The sequence below is a fragment of the Photobacterium sp. BZF1 genome (assembly GCF_014349205.1).
Taxonomy (GTDB): domain Bacteria; phylum Pseudomonadota; class Gammaproteobacteria; order Enterobacterales; family Vibrionaceae; genus Photobacterium.
Genome location: NZ_JACSOF010000127.1, coordinates 1 through 18,848, shown reverse-complemented (window position 1 = coordinate 18,848; position 18,848 = coordinate 1). Strand labels below are relative to the sequence as shown.

The following is an 18,848-nucleotide window of genomic DNA, read 5'->3' as shown; positions in this document are numbered from 1 at the left end:
GTTTGTCGTCCTTACATATTATTTAGGAGTTTCAATCAGCCTAAAATGACGTAAGGACGCTCGTTACATTGAGTTTGTTGAGAAATAATCATCGGAAACCTCCTTGCTGAAATTGATAAAAAACGTGCGGAATTTATCAGTAAATAAGGAGATTGGCAACGCATGTTACAGGTATTAAAAGTCCCATTGTATATAAAGACTATTGTAATCACTGCCTCCTTTGATCCTGCCAAAAGCTGAAGTCTGGGTGAAGATCCCCGAACGGTGATGCAGGCTATAGCCTAACCACATGTTCGACAGTGATTTGTTGTTGAGCATATCCCCTACATTGACATCAAAAGAGAAATCCAAGTAGTTCATCAGCTTACTGGGTTTATAGCCTTTCTCGGCTAAGCGCTCCTTTTCGATATGGCTGATTTGGGTGCTGTAGGAGATCCCCTCAGCAAAGCCGAAGCGCCATGTTGTGGGCCAATTGAAGGTATAGTAAGCCTTTATAGCCATGACATATTCGCCAAAACTGCCCTGTACGTTGGATTTATGGTGTTGGACAAAACCCGGCGTGAGGTAGAAGTCCAATGGCCAGCCAAACACGGTGTCAGCAATCGGGTGACCATAAAATACCGAGGTCATGGTGTTGCGGTATGGATCGGTTTTATTGTCGAGCATCAAAAGGTCTGACACGCCGGAGGTAGTGGCGACACCGCTGGCAACCCGCAGGTACGAGTTGGTCGGGAGTTTTGAGTGCGTCCTTTGCCCTGGGGTATTGAATAGCGCTAGGCCAAGGTAGGTTTCCCATTGTGCCCTAGAGTTGACGAGATCGCTGTTGTAGGTCTTGTTATCCAGTAAAGTGGCGCTAGTTTGGCCGACTGCATAAAGGTTTTCATAGAGCTGGTAGCGACCTCTGACACCGGCGCTATAGTTGAACCCGCTGCCAATGTCCTCGGTATTGAGGCCATAGTAGGTATTATTGAATCTCGAGGTTTTACCCGTTACGGTAGCGTAAGGACTGATACGCCAAGAAGGGTGGTAAAATGTATATTCGCCAGTGAAGTTGGAATAGACTCGGCCATCCTTGTCACTCAGTACCTCCGCGCTGAAATCAAGCTGCGGGGAGTAGTGCCAAGTGATATTACCGCCAATATCAAATTGGGTTCCTTGTATGTCATTTTGGTAGCGTTTAGGAATATCGAAAAAACGGATCTTGCCAAGAGCTCCGACAGAGACGTTATCGCTTTGGTAAAACCGATATCCGCCGGAAGCGCCATCAAGGTAGAAGTTTTCGCCTTGGTAAAATAGCAACGGCATGACATCGTGAACCACATTGTCGCTGGTATCGAAGATAATGTTTGCGCTGCGCATGCCCATACCAACCCCCCAGCTTTCCTTGTCGGAGTATGGGACTGAAGGAGGATGAGAAGTGGCTATAGCCATTGAAGTAAATAACAATGGAAGTAAATAATGATATTTCATCTTTAACGCTCGCGCATATATGAATAGATAGGTAATCCGAGCGTTAATATGGATTAACACTCATTGTTGATTTTTGGGGACATATCCATTGCCTTCGTAACCCCTAATAACAGGTGGTTTATATTGGGGGATTGCTTTACTTGGTATTTTATAGAGAGGGTGAATTAAGTGAATGACTATCAGATATTCACTTTTTGGTTGGCTTTATTAAATCAAGGTTACTGGTGGTAATCGGATAAATAAAAAAGCCTGAGCAGTGCTCAGGCTTTATATTTCGGTTTTTCTCGTCAGAAGTTTACTCTGCTGTCATTGGCTTAATCTTGAAGAACAGCGCATAGTTCAACGGAATAACAACCAAGGTCAGAACCGTCGCAAACAGCAGGCCAAACATTATAGTCACCGCCATGCTCTTGAAGAACGGGTCAATTAGCAATGGCGCAACACCAAGAATGGTGGTGGTCGCACCCAAGATCACCGGCCTGGCTCGGCTCATCGCTGCATCAATGATGGCATTGTAAGGCGCTTTACCCGCACGTACCTCATTGTCAGCCTGATCAACCAGTACAATCGCATTTTTCACCATCATACCGACCAAGCTCAGGAAGCCTAATGTGGCCATGAATTCAAACGGCGTCTGGAAGATGATCAAGCCAACGGCTACGCCAACGACCGCTAACGGGACTGTCAACCAGATGACCAGTGCCTGACGGATACCGTTAAACATGAATACCACTGCTAACACCATCGCTGCGAAACCGTAAGGTGCCGAAATCATCAGGCCTTCATCAGCTTCTTTAGCCTCTTTGTATTCTCCGTGCCATTCAAGCTGGTAGCCCACCGGTAATGGCATGTTTTCAATTTCTGCCTTGATTGACTCGAACGCAGTTGCTGTCAGCACACCTGGGGCAGGATCTGCCTGCGCCATAATGGTCGGAATGCGGTCTACACGTCTTAGCATGGCATCTTGCCATACTAAATCGTTTGATTCGATCAGTTGGCTTAACTGGATAAAGCTACCAACATTTGAACTAAAGACCTGCGTATTTTCAATCGCACGCTCATGGTTGCGCTCATCTTCTGGCGCACGTACAACAATGGGTACCAAGTCGTTGCCTTCGCGGTAGACACCTACCTGCCTGCCCGACAAGGTCTGTTCAATTGCGCTGTTCAGCTCCTGGGTCGTTAAACCGAACTGCTGCGTTTTTTCTGCTGAAAATACAGGGCTCAGCACTGGCACTTGCTGTCGCCAGTCATCTTGAACGGCAATCAGGTTCGGGTTGTTGTTCATCAAGGTTTTTGCCTGCTCAGCCAATTGGCGAAGTACTTCACTGTCAGGGCCTTTGAATGCTGTTTCAATTTTCTTGCCGCCACCAGGGCCCAACATGAACTTCCACACATTGATAGAGGCATCTTGGTAGCGATCCCCCAGTTCAACCTGTAGATCGGCTACCAGCGCTTCGATAATGTTGTGGTCATCGACATCAACCAAGAGTTGGCCATAACTCGGGTTCTCAGGCTCGGCTGAGTAAGTCAGCATAAAGCGCAGGCCGCCAGAGCCAATAAAGCTGATGGTGTTGGTGACGCCATCTTTGGCCCTTACATCTTTTTCAATGTCTAGCATGATGCTTTCGGTGCGCGAGATATCTGAGCCTTGCGGCAGGAAGACATCAATCGCAAACTGTGCCCGCTGTGACTCTGGCATAAAACCCGGAGGGACATAGCCGAATGCTTTGACACCCATAACGAAAACCGCAATCACCACCATGATGCTGGTTTTCTGGTTGTTGAGTACTTTGACTAGTACCTGATGGTAAAGCTTACTGACTCGTCCCGGCTTGGCATTGCTCTTCTTTGCATTGACTTTGATAAAGTCATGGCACAGTAACGGGGTAACGGTAATGGCCAACACCCAGCTCAAGAACATCGAGTATAGGATCACCCAAAACAGTGAACCTGCGTACTCTCCCATGTTTGATGGCGACAAGCCGATAGCACTGAAGGCACAGATCCCGACGATGGTTCCGCCAAGTAGCGGCCACTTGGTTTCCTCAACGATTTCAGCTGAAATCTTTTCGCGAATCTCTTTGCAATGGGCATTCGGGTTTTTCTGCAAGCGAGTCAGAATGCCATCGGTCACAACGATAGCATTATCAACCAACATACCCAGCGCAATGATAAGCGCACCCAGCGAGATACGCTGCATGGCGATGTCGTCAATCAGCATGACGATCAGAGTGCCAGCCACTGTCAGTACCAAAACAAAGCCGATGATAATACCGGTGCGCACCCCCATAAAGAGCAGCAAGACAACAAAGACAATGACAACTGCAGCAATCAAGTTATTGATGAAATCGGCGACAGACGCTTTTACCGATTCAGACTGAATCGACACATCATGTAGTTCAATGCCCACAGGTCGTTGGCTTTCCAGTTCGGCAATACGGGCTGTAACTGCATCACCCATTTCAACCACATTACCGCCAGCAACATTTGAGATCCCAAGGCCAATGGCTCGCATACCGTTGTAGCGCATCAGCACGGATGTTGGCTCTTGGTAGCCACGGGTAACCGTTGCAATATCACCAAGGCGCATAATGGTGTTGTTTTCACCGATACCGATCTGTAGGTTTTTCAGATCATCAAAGGTACGCACGCTTGAGGTCGGCACAACAGCAACGCGCATAGATTCAGTTTCCAGCGTACTTGCTACAGTGACCATATTTTGCTTTTGCAGCACTTGATAGACCTGCTCAGCAGAGAGGCCAAACTGCTCTAGGCGCGCACTGGCGATTTCGACAAAAATCGCTTCCTGCTTTTCTGCCATAGTGGTGGTTTTCGATACCCCTGGCACCAGTACCAGCTCCCGCCTTAGCTCATCAACATAGTCCTGCAATTGCTTGTCGGAGTAGCCTTCACCGGTTACCGCATAGAACTGGGCAAAAACATCTGCAAAATCATCGTTGACGATAGATGGTCCGGCTCCCGGTGGCAGTGAACGCTGGGCATCATTGATTTTCCTTCGCAGCTTATCCCAAACTTGCTGCAACTCGGCATCGGTTTTAGAGAAGCTGCGTTTGATTTCAACAGTGACTTCGGACATACCTTGCTTGGAGACCGATGTCACTTCATCCATTTCCTGTAATGACTGTACCGCTCCCTCGATAACATCAGTGACTTCATCTGCGACTTCTTGTGCAGTGGCACCTGTGTACGGCGTTACAATAACCGCTTGCCTGATCACAAACTCAGGGTCTTCAAAGCGGCCAAGCTTGAGGTAGCTGAGGTAGCCCCCGATCAAGGTCAGGGCAATCAAGACCCAAACACTGGTGCGTTTCGCTAATGTGTAGCGAGCGATATTCATTATTTAGCCTCCATCAGAGTGGGTCTTACCGTCATGTTTTCAGATAGGTTTGCTGTGCCGGCCACTACGATTTGTTCACCAACCTCTAAGTTGGCAGTGACTTCTACTCGGCTTCCTTTCAGCGTACCTGTTGTAATGAAGCGCTTTTCTAGTTGGTTATCACTGTTTACTACCCATAGGTATTGTTGGCCTTGGTTATCTGGGATCACGGCTGATAGTGGGACCGAAATAGAAGACGATAGTGTTTGATTGCCTTCACCCGGGACAATTCGAACCGTCATGCCAGGCAGAACCGTCGTGTCTTTTAGATCAACAAAACCCATTGTTACCTCGTAGGTTTGGGTAACTGGATCTGGCTTGGTTGAGTAGGTTTTTAAAGCCAGTTCAAACTGCTTGCCCGATAATGCTGGCACTTGTGCCATTACGTTGGTTTGCTGCTGATCACCGTTAAGCATTAGCCTTTCTGGGACATCGATGACCACCTCCATATTGGATAGGTTATGGAGAGACAATACTGCTTCATTTGCCTGTACCAACACATGGGTGTTGCGGTGCTTACGGCTGATCATGCCGTCGAACGGTGCAAGCAGACGCGTTTCTTCCAACCTACGCTCAGCTTCATCTAGACGGTGGTTGGCTAAACGGAAACGGACTTCGATTTCTTCAAGTTGGCTTTTCGAGATAGCTTGGCTAGATTCAAAAATTGATTTGGCACGCTGGTATTCTGTTTGGGTGTTGCGCATTTCAACACGAGCTGAGTTTAGGTTGGTTTCAGCGTCTTTAGGATCCAATTTAGCCAGTAGATCGCCTTTTTTAACCTCATCGCCTTCTTTAACCAATATCTCGACCAAGCGGCCTGATGAACGAAAAGAAAGGTCTGCTCGTTGCGCAGATTGAACAGTGCCGCTTAGGCTTAATTCTGACGTATTGGAAAAGGTGACAATTTCTGTCATCGCCGGGCGGACAACAGCAGCCTTTATTTCAGATTCTGGCTCTGCGTTACAACCTGTTAAAATTACGACGGATAGCGTTAGGCTAATCGCGACTTTCAATAGTTTGTAATTGGGCAAGGTTGGAAGTGTTAACTTCATTGCTGCTGTCTCCGGAATTAACTTTATTTATATAGAGGTTGTTTTCTATTAGCCGCTGCGTGTGAGATACGACTGTTTTGATGGGGCTTATGGTAAATAGCACCTTGTGATAACACTATGTTTAAGAGATATTCATTTTTGCAATATTGGATAGTATTGATTAGATTAGACTTTTCATGGCCACCTTAGTGTTTCCAGAACAGCCATTGTGGTATGAGTTAGGTACTAAAGATTGATCAGTAAGCCGAGAAGATAAGAGCTTAAATCGATTTTGTAGAGGGTTATGATGAGCAATGCCCAAAAAATAAACTCTGCGATGAATGTTAGCTTTGCCATACTGAATTCTCCCTTATTTCACGACTTAACATCAAAGCGGCATTATCTAGCAGAGATGTTTAACCAATATTGCAGGTTGTTTTTGCTTAAATGAATTTATATTGGTTTTCTAAGGGGATTATATTAAAAATAACAAGTGGCAACTATGGATATGAGATATTCATATTTGATGATGTTTTGAGGTTTGGGTATTACTCAGAAAAGTAATGGCTGCGTAGCAGAAAATAAATGCCCGCAGCCAAAAGAATATCTATAGTTGTTAATCCTCATTAATATCTTGAATATCAATCACCAGTTTCTCCCAGTTTCTCTGGTTTTCAATATCAAACTGGGCGCCTTGCTCATCGGCCCAAGTGAAGCGCTTGATAGCAGCGGTTTTGCTGGTGGCTTGGTATAGCCAATATGCTTCGGCTTTAAGTGCATCATCTATTGGCCTGTCGATAGACTCATAGACGGTTTGTTTACACGCATTGATAGATTCAGCTGGGAACTTGGCAATACGCTTGGCGAGGTTTTCAACATATTCGCCGATTTCATCAGGCTCGAGGGCTTTGTTGATAGTGCCGTAGGCTTCAGCTTCATCGGCATCGAAGTCTCGGGCACTGAGGATAATTTCCAGAGCCCGGCCTAATCCCGCCTGTCGAGCCATCCGCGAGGCACCGCCACCGCAAGGCAAGATACCCATAGCCACTTCCATTTGCATGAATTTGTATTTACCACGAGCGGCAAAGCGCATATCGCAGGCCAGTGCAAACTCATGGCCGCCACCTCGGGCATAGCCTTCAAGCTTGGCGATAGTTGCTTGAGGCAGTTTGCTTATGCGCTCCAACACGGATTGCAAATCGAGGAGTTTGGCGTCGTTACGGGCGACAGCATCTTTCGACATATCACGTAGAAGGTTGGTATCGTAATGGCAAACCCAGATTTCAGGATGGGCGGATTGGAACACAACGACTTTGACTTCTCGGTCACGTTCTAGCCGCAATGCCAGGCTGTTAAGGTCAGCGAGCATTTCCTGCCCCTGAACATTAACAGGCGGAAAATCTATGGTTACCCAGGCGATACCTTCCTCGACGTTGACGGTAAACGTCGTGAAATTCTTATATTCCATCGTGTTACTCCTCATCTCAGCATCCAATGTGGCAGTAAGTGTTTGAATCGAATGAATATCAGAATTGTGCAGCCAAGTGTGTTGAAAGAAGTTTCCTGCACAAATTAAAAATTAGGAGAGGAATGACTCTCAGTAAATTAGAGATAATGGAAAAGAGAATATTGGTTTTCTATATAATCGTCCGCAATGTGGCAGGGTAAATCAGGTAAACGCCATGTTGTATCAATAAATAATGGTTGCCCTTAGCGTACACTGACTTTTTTCTTTGGCCCATAGCCCATAGCCCATAGCCCATAGCCCATAGCCCATAGCCCATAGCCCAAATTATTGATGAGCCAGAACGATATCCTGAAAAAAATAGCCACCTTCACGTCGATTGAACAGGCGCTGGAGTACTTTGAAATTGACTTCGACAGTAAGTTTATCAATGAGTACCGCACCCAATTGGTCAAGCGCTTCAACGGCTACTTATTGATTTCAAAGCCGGATGATTGGTTCTCTGCCCGCCGGGCGTTGAAAAACGCCTACTGTAAGGTGCAAAGGGGGCGGCTGGATCCGCATACCCGATCTGCTTGTCGAGGCTGTACCTCTTGTCAGCGGCGGTAACCTTAGCGCTGAAGATGTGAAAAAGCCGAATCAGCAGGGGAATACTGATCCGGCTCTGGGTGATTAATATCCTGTTGCCAGATTTAGATTGGCACGACAAGGATATCAACAGGGGATTTATTGATTAGGTGTTTGGAGTAGGAAATGATTTTACTCCAGAAGTCATGGTGGTGACCGCAGATGATGAGCTCTACACCATTCTCTTGGATAATATCTTGTAGCTTACTACTCAAGTCACCGGTACCGATCAGGAAGTGCTTGATTGGATAATCGGTATTGGTATCAAAGGCCCTGAGTTGTTCCATTTTAGGCTCACCCAGAGGCGTTTCGTCTGGGGATTTTTTGATATCAATCAGCTCTGGGTAGATTTCCCCATGAGTACCGTCAATGTGGACAAAAGAGACCTCTGCATTGAGCAGCTTGGCTAGAAAAACAGCTCTATCAATTAGCACATTGGTTTCTTCGGATAGTTCCAGTGCCACTAGGATATGTTTGTATTTCATCACGACGCCCTCCTGCTGAATAGAAATACCCAATTCACTTCAAGGTCATTGGCTATAAACCCAGCATAGTTCGAGACAGAAAAAAATATTGTCGAAGATGTCTCAGAATAGCTAAAAGGCATATAATTTATTGATATGTAATACAATAATGCTGCCTTATGATATGCGATAAGTGTTCTGTATAAATGACTAATTTGACCTGCATTCCTACCTTTCCCAGATAGGCGGATCACCTATTTTCTCCAGTATGTAGTCAATAAAGACCCGTACTTTTGCTGGTAACACATTCGATTTTGGATAAACCAACCAAATAGCTGATTGGTCTGTTACTTCATAATTGGGCAGAACATGGACTAATGTACCGTCTTTCAGCTCATTGTGGACGCTCCAATAGGCATTCATGGAAATGCCTACGCCTGCCATGGTTGCTACCCGCATGGTAGAACCATCGTCGCAAATGACCCGACTCTTGGCTTGCTTGGGAGGGAATGAACACGTGGAGTGTTCGTGTTCTGTGGTCGGCAACTCTGTGGCCGTTAGTTCCCTTGCACTATCACGCATAAAAACTAATAACTGATGCTTGGTGAGATCATCGGGAGTTTGAGGTGCGCCGAATTGGGCAAGATACTCCGGTGAGGCGCACAGTATCCGCCTATCATCAGCCAGTTTTCTGGCCTTGAGGTTACTGTCTTCGATGGCATAGTTACGCAATGCGAGATCGAACCCTCCTTCAATTAGATTGACTTTGGTATCCGACATTTTTAGCTCGAGGTTGATGCCAGGATAGCGAGCAAGAAACTCAGGCAAAATCGGGGCGATATACAGTTGGCTAAATGTGCTGGTGGCAGCAAAGCGCAATGTCCCTGATATTTCCTTGGTGCTGTTGCTCAGTATGGCTCGGGCTGCATCTTCTTGTGCAATGATTTCCCGGGCAAAAGGCAGGAACTTAGCCCCTTCAGCCGAGAGAGCTACTTTGCGAGTAGAGCGGTGTAAAAGATCGGCCCCGATTTGGTGTTCGAGTTTTGCCAGCTTTGCCGAAGCGACGGCTGGAGCGAGGCCGAGTTGCCTTCCCGCTGCACTGATATTGAGTATGTCGGCAGCAAGGACAAACAACCGAATACCTTCAATATCCATACACCCTCGCAAAGTAAAAAGTCACAAATAGCCTCAACAGAAAAGAACCTGATGATAGGCACTTTTCTGTTGAGTTTAGGTGGTTCTGTTGGAGTAGATGTTATCAGTTCTAATATCCATTCAACCCAAGCTAAGGCTTATTGCTCTGCGAGCCAACTGGTGGGTGACACGCCTGTCACTTTGCGAAAAGCACGGGCAAAGCCAGAGCGGTTACTGTATCCCACCGCTTCGGCGACATAAGCTAGGGCTTTCCCTTTTTTGAGTAAGCTCTGTGCCAACTCCACTCGCCATCGCATTTGGTAGTCACCTGGTGTAGTACCGACAATAGATTTGAAAGACGCCATAAAAACGGTGCGCGACATCGCAGCTTCACTGGCAAGTTGTGTCATTGAGTATGTCTTTTCAGGCTCGTTATGGATTAACTCGAGCACTTTTGCCAATTTAGGGTGGGATAAGCCAGCAAGCATGCCCTCATCTAGCGTCTTTTGTTCGATACTTTGGCGGATGAGCAGGATCAGCAATATTTCACACAACCTGTCGATAATCAGTTTTTTACCCGCGCTTTGGGAAAAGGCCTCAGAGAAAAGCTGTTCAACAATAGCGGATAGGGGGCTGGTTTGATCCAGTGAGACTGCCATTAATGAGGGGAGGGCTGTAGTAAATAGGTTATCTGTCCCTGCGCCGTAGTCTACCGTGGCACACACGAGCTCAGTGCTGATTGCTTCACTGGGGAGAGTTGCAGGAAGTTTGCTTGCAGGGAGACTGAATGGATGGAGTGAATGTGCCGATGGCCGTGGGATGAAGACTAGGGTAGGTTTGTCGAATTGGTGATGCGTGTTGTGGACGTCGATTATCGTTAGCCCCCCGCGTTTTAGCAGGTGTAGGTGGCCCGTAGAGATGGCTGGGTCATCAAAGCGTGAAATACCGCAAAGCGTGCCCGTGTAGAAAACCCCTGCTTTTACCGAGAAGTGCTGCATCAGTTGGGAGAGGTGATCCATGGTATTTCCTTATTTACGCGCTGGGTTAAAACAATAATCCGTACTATTGGTATTAAGTATAGGACTCATGTACCCCTGTAGGTCGGTAGTTCCCGCTAGATTTACCTTACGCCCTTAAATCATGCGGAGAGTTACCATGACAACATATACCTCAACACTACGAAGCCTTTCAGCCGTTGCATTGCTGAGTTTTTCGATGACAGCGTTGGCAGCCGATATCGATATCAATGCTGATGAGAATGATCTGGCAATTAAAGGCTATGATCCCGTAGCTTATTTCACCGAGCAGCAAGCCAAGCTCGGAAAGAGTGATTACAGTGCGACTTACAAAGGAGCGACCTATCACTTTGCGAGTAAGGACAACCAGGAGCGCTTCGAAGCCAATCCTACGGAATACGCCCCTCAATACGGTGGCTACTGTGCTTTCGGTGTGGCTATGAACAAGAAGTTTGATACCGATCCTGAAGCCTGGAAAGTGGTAGATGGCAAGTTGTATCTCAATTTGGATAAATCGGTTCAAAAGCGCTGGCTAGAAGATACTGCAGGCTATATTGTCAGTGCAGATAGTAACTGGACCAATATCAAGCTGGTTGAAGCTGATAAGTTATAGCGAACTTATAACCTGTGATTGTTATTAATTATTACCTTTGTCACAGCATCAGTAGCAAGAGTTTGGGTAAGCTAGGTATTGTCTATAATCAAGTAGAGTTATAGGCAATACTGACCCTTGTTTATTTGTGAAGGAAAGCAAATATGACCTGCCAATCTGCTGTGGTGACGCCTGACATCACCTTGATGATGTCGGCATGGTTTAACCAAGACTTCCGCCTTTCTAACGACTTCCCTGTGTAGTCTCTTTGCTCGGGCATACCGGGCTATTTAATCCATGTAAACCGATGACACCAGTGTGGCTTCCACACCGTTGAGTTATTTGTATTTCGCTGCTGACAGCCGAATGTTGGTGGTAATTTGGAGTAAAGAGATGAAAAGGATCCCTGAACCATTCCGTATCAAGATGGTAGAACGTATTCGAATGACGGATGAAGAAGACCGTCGTCAGGCTTTAATCGAAGCGGGCTATAACCCCTTTATGTTACGTAGCGAAGATGTCTATATTGACCTGTTAACTGACTCGGGCACCGGGGCGATGAGTGACAACCAGTGGGCAGGGCTGATGATGGGGGACGAGTCTTACGCTGGTAGCCGCAACTATTACAATCTCTGTCAGGCGGTTAAGCATTTCTTCCGTTACGAACTTACCGTGCCAGCCCACCAGGGGAGGGGGGCCGAGCAAATACTATTCCCTTGCCTGATTGAAAGAATGCGCAGCATAAGGGGGGGATCAGAAGCGATTTTCTTGTCCAACTTCCACTTCGATACGACGGCAGGCCATATTGAAATGAGCGGTGGGAAAGCCATTAACTTGCTCGCTGAAAGTGCCTTCCATACCTCTACCTATGATGACTGGAAAGGTAACTTTGACCTTGAAAAACTGGCAGACGCGATTGAAAAATACGGTTCGACAAACATTGCCGCCATCATTACTACGGTGACCTGCAACAGCTCCGGTGGCCAACCGGTTGCGATGGAAAACATGCGGGCAGTGTATGAGCTGGCGCAGAAGAATGATATTCCGGTGGTGATTGATTCCGCCCGCTACTGTGAAAATGCATATTTCATCAAGCAGCGCGAAGCAGGCTATGCGGATAAATCTATTCTCGAGATCATCCGCGAGATGTATCAGTACGGCGATATCCTGACGATGTCGGCGAAAAAAGATCCCATGGTTAATATTGGGGGCCTTTGCTGTATCAAAGATCATGAGGACTTGTTCCAAGCAGTTAGAACCCGCTGTGTGCCGATGGAAGGCTTTGTTACCTACGGTGGTATGGCTGGGCGGGATATGGAAGCCTTGGCGCGAGGTCTCTATGAGGCGGCAGATGAAGACTTCCTCCATTACCGTATCAGCCAAGTGAAATACTTGGGCGATAGGTTGCGTGAGGGGGGAGTGCCTATCCAATACCCTACCGGTGGGCATGCAGTGTTTGTCGATGCCAAGAAAATGCTACCTCATATTCCCTCTCATCAATTTCCTGCCCATGCTTTGTGTAATGAGCTTTATTTGGAGTCTGGTGTGCGAGCAGTGGAAATCGGCTCGCTGCTAATGGGACGTGATCCGCAAACGGGTAAACAGAAAGAGACTGCATTGGAGCTGATGAGGCTGACGATCCCTCGCCGGGTTTATACCAATGATCACATGGATTATGTCGCTGATGCGCTTATCGCCGTTTACCAGCGGGCAAGTGAAATTCGTGGGTTGGAATTCGAATATGAGCCGCCGGTACTGCGCCACTTTACCGCAAGGCTTAAGCCTGCATCCGGCTAAATAAACAACTAAAAAAGCATCAATTAGGTGTGATAACCACCGTGAGTCATTGGCTTACGGTGGTTTTGACGTATCTCTAACCTAGCGATGACGCTGCGCCCACAATCCGCGCACTACAATAGCTACCAAGTTAAGTGAGAATGCTAACTAAGGAAATCAAGATGAAAAAGACCTTACTTGCACTGGTTGTGGCTGGCTTCGTACTGGCGGGATGTGATCAAAAAGCCACACCGGAATCCCCATCTCAAACAGAGACTGATGCTGCAGTGGTTGTTGAAAACCCAACCGAAGCGGGTGGCGCTTCAACCACAGAGACACCGGTGACTTTGCCAGAGGTTGAACAATCGGGAGCGGTCCCTACACAATTGCCAGAAATCACACAGCCTATTGCTGACTCGGCCCACAGCGCCCGCAATGCGCTTGATTGGAATGGAACGTACACCGGTATCCTGCCTTGTGCTGACTGCGAAGGTATCAAGACTGAGTTGGTGGTCAAAAAGGATGGCACCTTTAACCTGACCGAGGTGTACCTAGGCAAAGAAGACGGCACCTTTGAATATGAAGGTTCCTTCAACTGGAACAACGCAGGTAACACTATCGCACTACCGGGTGCTGGCGCTGATGTCGTTCAATACTTCGTTGGTGAGAACCAGTTGTTCCGCCTCGATAAAGAAGGCAACCGTGTAGAGGGTGAGCTGGCGAGCCACTATGTATTGCGTAAGCAGTAATTGATAGAGAAACAGCCACCGAAAGGTGGCTGTTTTGTACGTATCGAAAGCCTAGTCGACAAGCTCTACATCTGTTTTCGGCACACAGCAGCAGGCCAGTACCTTACCTGACTCCCTCTCGCCCGGAAGCAGGGCTGGTACATCAGGCTGATCCACCTCACCAGACTCCAACGTCATTTTGCACGCCCCGCAGAATCCGGCACGGCAACTGTTGGAGACATTGAGTCCAGCAGCTTCAGCTTGTTCAAGCAACGTCTTTTGGTTATCGCCACTGAATAAATTACCGTTGATGCTGATAGTAACCTCTTTGGTCTTATAGACCTCGCGAGTCAGTGGTCCAAATGCCTCTTGGTGGTACTGCGCTGCATCAAGACCGGCATTCAACAACAATGTTTTGGCATCATCCATGAAGCGGTTTGGCCCGCAGACAAATACCTGACGTTCGCCCAATGCTTCAAGCTTCTCAAGATGCGATGCTTCAAGACGGCCAGATAAGCCTTTCCATTTTTTGTCAGGTCGGCTAAGGGCAATCATTACCTTAAGTTGAGGGAATTGTTTCTCTAGGTTCTTCAGTTCCTCAAGATAAGGAATATCAGCTTGGGTACGGCATTGGTGATAGAAAATGACATCCCGCACCAGATCATGGTCGGCAAGATAGCGCAACATCGAAATCATTGGCGTGACACCACTTCCGGCAGAAAGCAACAATAGCTTGTCGGTGTGGTGGCCTAAATGGAAGCTACCATCTGGTTGTTGGGCCACTAAGGTGTCGCCGACTTGGAAATGGTCATGTAGCCAATTGGAAATCCTGCCATCGTCAACCCGCTTTACCGAGATCCCAAAACGGCCGGGACGAGAAGGGCTTGAGGATAGGGTATAGCGACGGGCAACATATTCACCGTTGATTTCGACCTGAATAGGAAGGTGTTGTCCCGGTTGGTAAGTTGGCAATACTTGCTGTTTAGCGGGTTCTAACCAAAACGTAGAGAAGTCTCGGGCAATCTCTTCACGCTCGACACAAGTCAAGGTAAGGGACTGAGTGCCGTTATCAGGGTAAACCTCTTTGGGTTTGGTTTCGAGCACCTCGACTTTATCTCCGGCTCTGATCAGGCCTTCATTAAGGGCAACGAGATTCTGGCCGAAGTACACCTCGCCACTGCCGTCTGAACGGAAAGAAGACAGCGTATTGAGTGGCTCTTTCAACTGGCTGAACTCGCCTGTTTTAGGATCAACCGTCGTCAGAATGCAGCGGGAACAAGGCTTCACGGATTCAAACTCCACTTCGCCAATTCGAATGCGTTTCCAACCGTCTTCAGCAAATGCTTCGGTGCCTGATACCACGAGGTTGGTGCGGAATTGATCCATGGTGTGGTGTTGTGGGCTTCTCGCGTTGAGTGCATCCAAAGATGCCTCACTGATGATAAGCATCGGGTAGCCGTCGGCAAAGCTGACATTTTGGCTGATCTTGGCTCTCACGCGCTGAGATTGCTCGCCAGTAAACAGAAGGTGTACGGGTTCTCCGATAATTTGGCTGAACCATTTATTCGCTTCTTCTGTGGTGAGGTAAGCATTGAAAGTGTCGCTCCATACGGTCGCTTCTGACTCCGCCATCGCAAAGTCGCTGTATTGAAGTTTCAATGATGGCTGCTCAGGATAGTTAAGCACCAAGCCATGGGGTAATAGTGCTGCCGACACTTTGACCAATTGCGGATGCTTCCTCGCCGTGATCATGCTGCCATCAGGTTTTGCCACCATGAAGCGTCGGTCAAAACTCAAGCCTTGTTGCTCTACCCAGGCATGCGATTGGCGAATACCAGCAATCGATTTAACGGGAAATACGTTGATTTGGCTCAACGTCGGATTTTTGGCTGGTTTGCTCACTATTTTCATCCTTGTATCGTTATTTTTTCTATGGATGCCTTCATTCTACCAAATAGTTTTTTGTCACGGTGCAAAATTCGTTAACAGTCATTCCCATAATAATTCAGCGATAAAGTTGAAAAGAGCGGCATGCCTCAAAATTCCGCTTTGTGAATTTATACTTATTTACAATATTAGCGTTTATGGCTGTGAACTTTATGAAGTTTTGGAAGAAATAGGTTTGTTCGGTCGTTCATAATATCTGGAAAATAAAAATGTAACCAAAGAGGGAGCTATGAACCTACTTCGCCATTATGGGGTAAGAGCCAAATTATTGGCATTGATTGCCTTTGCAGCCATTTTAATGCTTTTTAATACCGTTTTTCAGGCTAATGGGAGCTATCAGAGCGATATTCAAGACCGTAAAGAGTCTATGCAGGAACAAGTGAAAGCCGCTATTTCCTTAGTGCAGTATTATTCGGATAAATACCCATTAGATCAGGAACTGGCACAACAGGAAGCCAAATCAGCTTTGTCTGCTATGCGCTTTGATGGCGATAACTATTTTTGGGTGATTGCGACCGATAATTCTCTCGTGATGCACCCACTTCGTCGACAGCAGGAAGGGCAATCGATGCAAGCCGTGACGGATGCATCGGGCAAACAGCATTGGCTGGAAATGACGACTATTGCTCGTCGCTCTGGTGCTGGATTTTTGGATTATGCTTGGATAGCGCCGAGTGGTGAAGTTTCTGAGAAAATCTCCTATGTCGAGAACTTTGCCAAGTGGGGGTGGGTTGTTGGTACCGGCGTTCACCTCTTGGATATCGAGGAACGTTTCTTTGACGGGATTGTGTTTCAGTCAGGGGTAAGTTTGGTGTTTGTTGCACTCTTGGTTGGGCTAGGTTTTTGGATAAGTAATGACATCAGCCAGCCGATCCAGTTATTGACCGAAAGGGTCCGTAAATTGGAGCAGGGGGATCTCACGCAAAACTTCTCTATGGATCGCAAGGATGAAATCGGTCAGATTGCAGATGCCTTGCATCAAGCTACGTCTGCAATGCGTACGACATTGCAAGCCGCTAGCCATAATGCCCAGCAATCAGTGAGCATGGCCGGGACTATTGCCGCTGCAAGCGAGCAATGTGCTCAATCAATTACAGAGCAGAACCAGCAACTTGCCCAGTTGGCTACTGCGATGGAAGAGATGAGCGCCACGATCAGTGATGTTGCACAGAATGCCGAAACAGTTTCGAGCTCTACCGCGGAAATTAATGCCCAAGTTGAAGCGAGCAACCAGCGTATGCTGCAGGCAATGTCAGCGATTCACAATGTTTCCGAAGGTATCGCAAATTCTGATTTGCGAGTGGGTGAACTGAAGCACGGTGTGGAAGAGATTGGCAATGTCACCCAAGTTATCCAAGGTGTCTCAGAGCAAACAAACCTGCTAGCGCTTAATGCGGCGATTGAAGCCGCCCGAGCCGGTGAGCAGGGGCGTGGCTTCGCTGTCGTAGCTGACGAGGTGCGCAACCTTGCCAGTCGAACCCAGCAGTCAACTATCGAGATCCAAGAAACCATTGATAGGCTTACCGAGAGTACACTTAATACCGTTCAATCAATGGCGGAAAGCACCGAGCAAACACAATACAGCGTTCAACATACCGAGCAGGTTCAAAATGAACTTAATCGCATTGCCGGCTTGGTGACAGAAGCAAATGATATGATCATGCAGGTTGCTACTGCTGCAGAGCAACAAGGCACGGTAACCGAAGAGGTGAACAATACGGTTAACCTGATCCATACTGCGACCGATGATATCAACAAGGCTGCCCAGCACTTGGCTTCTGAAAGCCAGTCATTAAGTGAAGCTGCTGCGACACTGGGTGATCAGCTTAAGCAGTTTAAAGTGTAAATTTCTCAGGTTCGAAATGGCTTCAAACATAAAACCACAAGCTTAGCTTGTGGTTTTTTTTGAATGGCAGTTAGGAGTTACTTGGTTAGGGCTTGATTTAACCACTGATCAAACTGGCCTTTTGGTAAGGCACCATTGATGGTATCGACCATCTGGCCATTTTTGAACACCATCACTGTTGGGATACTGCGGATACGGTATTGGCCGGCTAATGCCTGCTGGGCTTCAGTATCAATTTTGACAAAGCGGACTTCGCCATTTCTTTCTTTGGCAATATCTTCGAAAATAGGTGCGAAACCAATACAAGGGTTACACCACGGGGCCCAGAAGTCGACGACAACAGGCTTATCACCTTGGATAAGAGAGAGGAAATTGTCAGCAGTACCTTCAATTGGCATACCGTCTAGCAAGCGATCTTTACAGGCACCGCAGGTTGCGATCTCGTTCACTCGCTCCGTAGGAATACGATTCATCGCTTTGCAGTGAGGACAGCGGGTAGTCATTGTTGTCATATTCGGGTTCCAGTAAGTATTATTTCTTACTAATTTAACGACTACCCAAGTAATAGCAAAGCCGGATTAACAGATTCTATTGATAGAAATAATCTATCGATTAGGTTTACCATCTAATTTGATGGTCGATTATCGTTATCGGTTATTAATCAATGGGTATATCCCCTAGTGGATTAGCCCTAGTTCTTTTGCTTCCTCGATAGTTAGGCCGCTGGCACGAATATCTCGAAGCATCTCAATGCGACGGCGCGCTTCTGCCTGTTGGCGTTTGTTTTGGGAGATGTGTGAAGCCGTTTCGTCTTTGAAATCCCACTTTGAAGACACATCAGAAATTTCATTGTGATCGATAGAATTGATAGACACATTAACCTCCTAAAGAACCCCTGCGTCGAAATCAACTTATCTTTATCAAACGATTTTGCTGACGTTAAGACGTTAAAATCGACTTTGTGACACATCCCAAAATTGTGCAAAAACTATGAAAACTTGCTTTTCTCCACACCCAAACAGGGGTAATGTTGAAGGTTCCACCCCAGTGAAAAATCACGTTGTCAGATCACTTTTTCAAAGACCTAATATTCCCTCTTTGACACAGCAATTTTATGCCTATTGGTAGAGTGATAATTAATCACTCAAGTGGTTGTTTATTATTATCTTTGTAGATGGATTGCATGAATCGTTGATAACTTGGTCAATTGGTTTTACCAAGGGTTTACAGCGGTCGGAATATCCCATAATATTCACCGCACTTACGGAGAGATGGCTGAGTGGTTGAAAGCACCGGTCTTGAAAACCGGCATACGTTAATAGCGTATCTAGGGTTCAAATCCCTATCTCTCC

General features: G+C 47.0%; 15 protein-coding genes and 1 tRNA gene. 6 read left to right on the top strand and 10 right to left on the bottom strand.

The window, feature by feature from the left end; genetic code table 11:
* Positions 1-174 precede the first annotated feature (174 nt).
* The 4 genes from BIZ37_RS22810 to BIZ37_RS22795 all read right to left on the bottom strand — a co-directional run bounded on the left by BIZ37_RS22810 (position 175) and on the right by BIZ37_RS22795 (position 7,369).
* On the bottom strand, positions 175-1,365 hold the full coding sequence (locus tag BIZ37_RS22810) for a MipA/OmpV family protein (RefSeq protein WP_222939789.1): 1,191 nt from the start codon (positions 1,363-1,365) through the stop codon (positions 175-177).
* Between the two features lie 400 nt (positions 1,366-1,765).
* Positions 1,766-4,831 carry an efflux RND transporter permease subunit gene (locus tag BIZ37_RS22805; RefSeq protein ID WP_187463479.1) on the bottom strand — a complete coding sequence of 1,022 codons (3,066 nt, stop codon included), beginning with the start codon at positions 4,829-4,831 and terminating at the stop codon, positions 1,766-1,768.
* Positions 4,831-5,922 (bottom strand): efflux RND transporter periplasmic adaptor subunit, encoded by a 1,092-nt coding sequence (locus BIZ37_RS22800; protein WP_187463478.1) that lies wholly within the window; start codon positions 5,920-5,922, stop codon positions 4,831-4,833. Before BIZ37_RS22800 ends, BIZ37_RS22805 begins: the two co-directional genes overlap by 1 nt.
* A 595-nt stretch (positions 5,923-6,517) precedes the next feature.
* Positions 6,518-7,369 carry an enoyl-CoA hydratase/isomerase family protein gene (locus BIZ37_RS22795; RefSeq protein ID WP_187463477.1) on the bottom strand — a complete coding sequence of 284 codons (852 nt, stop codon included), beginning with the start codon at positions 7,367-7,369 and terminating at the stop codon, positions 6,518-6,520.
* Positions 7,370-7,699: 330 nt separating this feature from the next.
* Between BIZ37_RS22795 and BIZ37_RS22790 the strand changes: the two genes are divergently transcribed.
* The gene (locus tag BIZ37_RS22790) at positions 7,700-7,975 is read left to right on the top strand and encodes a nitrogenase-stabilizing/protective protein NifW (protein ID WP_187463476.1); all 276 of its coding nucleotides are present in this window, start codon (positions 7,700-7,702) and stop codon (positions 7,973-7,975) included.
* 83 nt (positions 7,976-8,058) lie between these two features.
* Here the strand turns inward: BIZ37_RS22790 and BIZ37_RS22785 are convergent, their stop codons facing one another.
* The 3 genes from BIZ37_RS22785 to BIZ37_RS22775 all read right to left on the bottom strand — a co-directional run bounded on the left by BIZ37_RS22785 (position 8,059) and on the right by BIZ37_RS22775 (position 10,610).
* A complete protein-coding gene (locus tag BIZ37_RS22785; protein ID WP_187463481.1) occupies positions 8,059-8,478 on the bottom strand; it encodes a universal stress protein in 420 nt (139 codons plus the stop codon).
* Between the two features lie 207 nt (positions 8,479-8,685).
* Positions 8,686-9,612, bottom strand: a complete 927-nt coding sequence (locus BIZ37_RS22780) for a LysR family transcriptional regulator (protein ID WP_187463475.1) — start codon at positions 9,610-9,612, stop codon at positions 8,686-8,688.
* A 137-nt stretch (positions 9,613-9,749) separates the two neighbouring features.
* Entirely contained in the window at positions 9,750-10,610 is an 861-nt protein-coding gene (locus BIZ37_RS22775) for an AraC family transcriptional regulator (protein ID WP_187463474.1), read from the bottom strand.
* Positions 10,611-10,746: 136 nt separating this feature from the next.
* Between BIZ37_RS22775 and BIZ37_RS22770 the strand changes: the two genes are divergently transcribed.
* The 3 genes from BIZ37_RS22770 to BIZ37_RS22760 all read left to right on the top strand — a co-directional run bounded on the left by BIZ37_RS22770 (position 10,747) and on the right by BIZ37_RS22760 (position 13,724).
* On the top strand, positions 10,747-11,220 hold the full coding sequence (locus BIZ37_RS22770; protein WP_187463473.1) for a YHS domain-containing (seleno)protein: 474 nt from the start codon (positions 10,747-10,749) through the stop codon (positions 11,218-11,220).
* Between the two features lie 372 nt (positions 11,221-11,592).
* On the top strand, positions 11,593-12,996 hold the full coding sequence (locus tag BIZ37_RS22765) for a tryptophanase (protein WP_187463472.1): 1,404 nt from the start codon (positions 11,593-11,595) through the stop codon (positions 12,994-12,996).
* Positions 12,997-13,157: 161 nt separating this feature from the next.
* Complete coding sequence (locus tag BIZ37_RS22760) at positions 13,158-13,724, top strand: copper resistance protein NlpE (RefSeq protein WP_187463471.1); 567 nt, start codon at positions 13,158-13,160, stop codon at positions 13,722-13,724.
* 51 nt (positions 13,725-13,775) lie between these two features.
* Here the strand turns inward: BIZ37_RS22760 and BIZ37_RS22755 are convergent, their stop codons facing one another.
* On the bottom strand, positions 13,776-15,605 hold the full coding sequence (locus BIZ37_RS22755; protein WP_370577549.1) for an MOSC N-terminal beta barrel domain-containing protein: 1,830 nt from the start codon (positions 15,603-15,605) through the stop codon (positions 13,776-13,778).
* Positions 15,606-15,879: 274 nt separating this feature from the next.
* Between BIZ37_RS22755 and BIZ37_RS22750 the strand changes: the two genes are divergently transcribed.
* Positions 15,880-17,496: a methyl-accepting chemotaxis protein gene (locus tag BIZ37_RS22750; protein ID WP_187463469.1), complete on the top strand. Its 1,617-nt coding sequence runs from the start codon at positions 15,880-15,882 to the stop codon at positions 17,494-17,496.
* A gap of 77 nt (positions 17,497-17,573) precedes the next feature.
* Here BIZ37_RS22750 and trxC read toward each other — a convergent pair whose 3' ends face one another.
* Together trxC and BIZ37_RS22740 are read right to left on the bottom strand one after the other, a co-directional pair.
* Positions 17,574-18,008: a thioredoxin TrxC gene (gene trxC, locus BIZ37_RS22745; RefSeq protein ID WP_187463468.1), complete on the bottom strand. Its 435-nt coding sequence runs from the start codon at positions 18,006-18,008 to the stop codon at positions 17,574-17,576.
* A 165-nt stretch (positions 18,009-18,173) separates the two neighbouring features.
* The gene (locus BIZ37_RS22740) at positions 18,174-18,371 is read right to left on the bottom strand and encodes a hypothetical protein (RefSeq protein ID WP_107301102.1); all 198 of its coding nucleotides are present in this window, start codon (positions 18,369-18,371) and stop codon (positions 18,174-18,176) included.
* 390 nt (positions 18,372-18,761) lie between these two features.
* Between BIZ37_RS22740 and BIZ37_RS22735 the strand changes: the two genes are divergently transcribed.
* Positions 18,762-18,848, top strand: a tRNA-Ser gene (locus tag BIZ37_RS22735).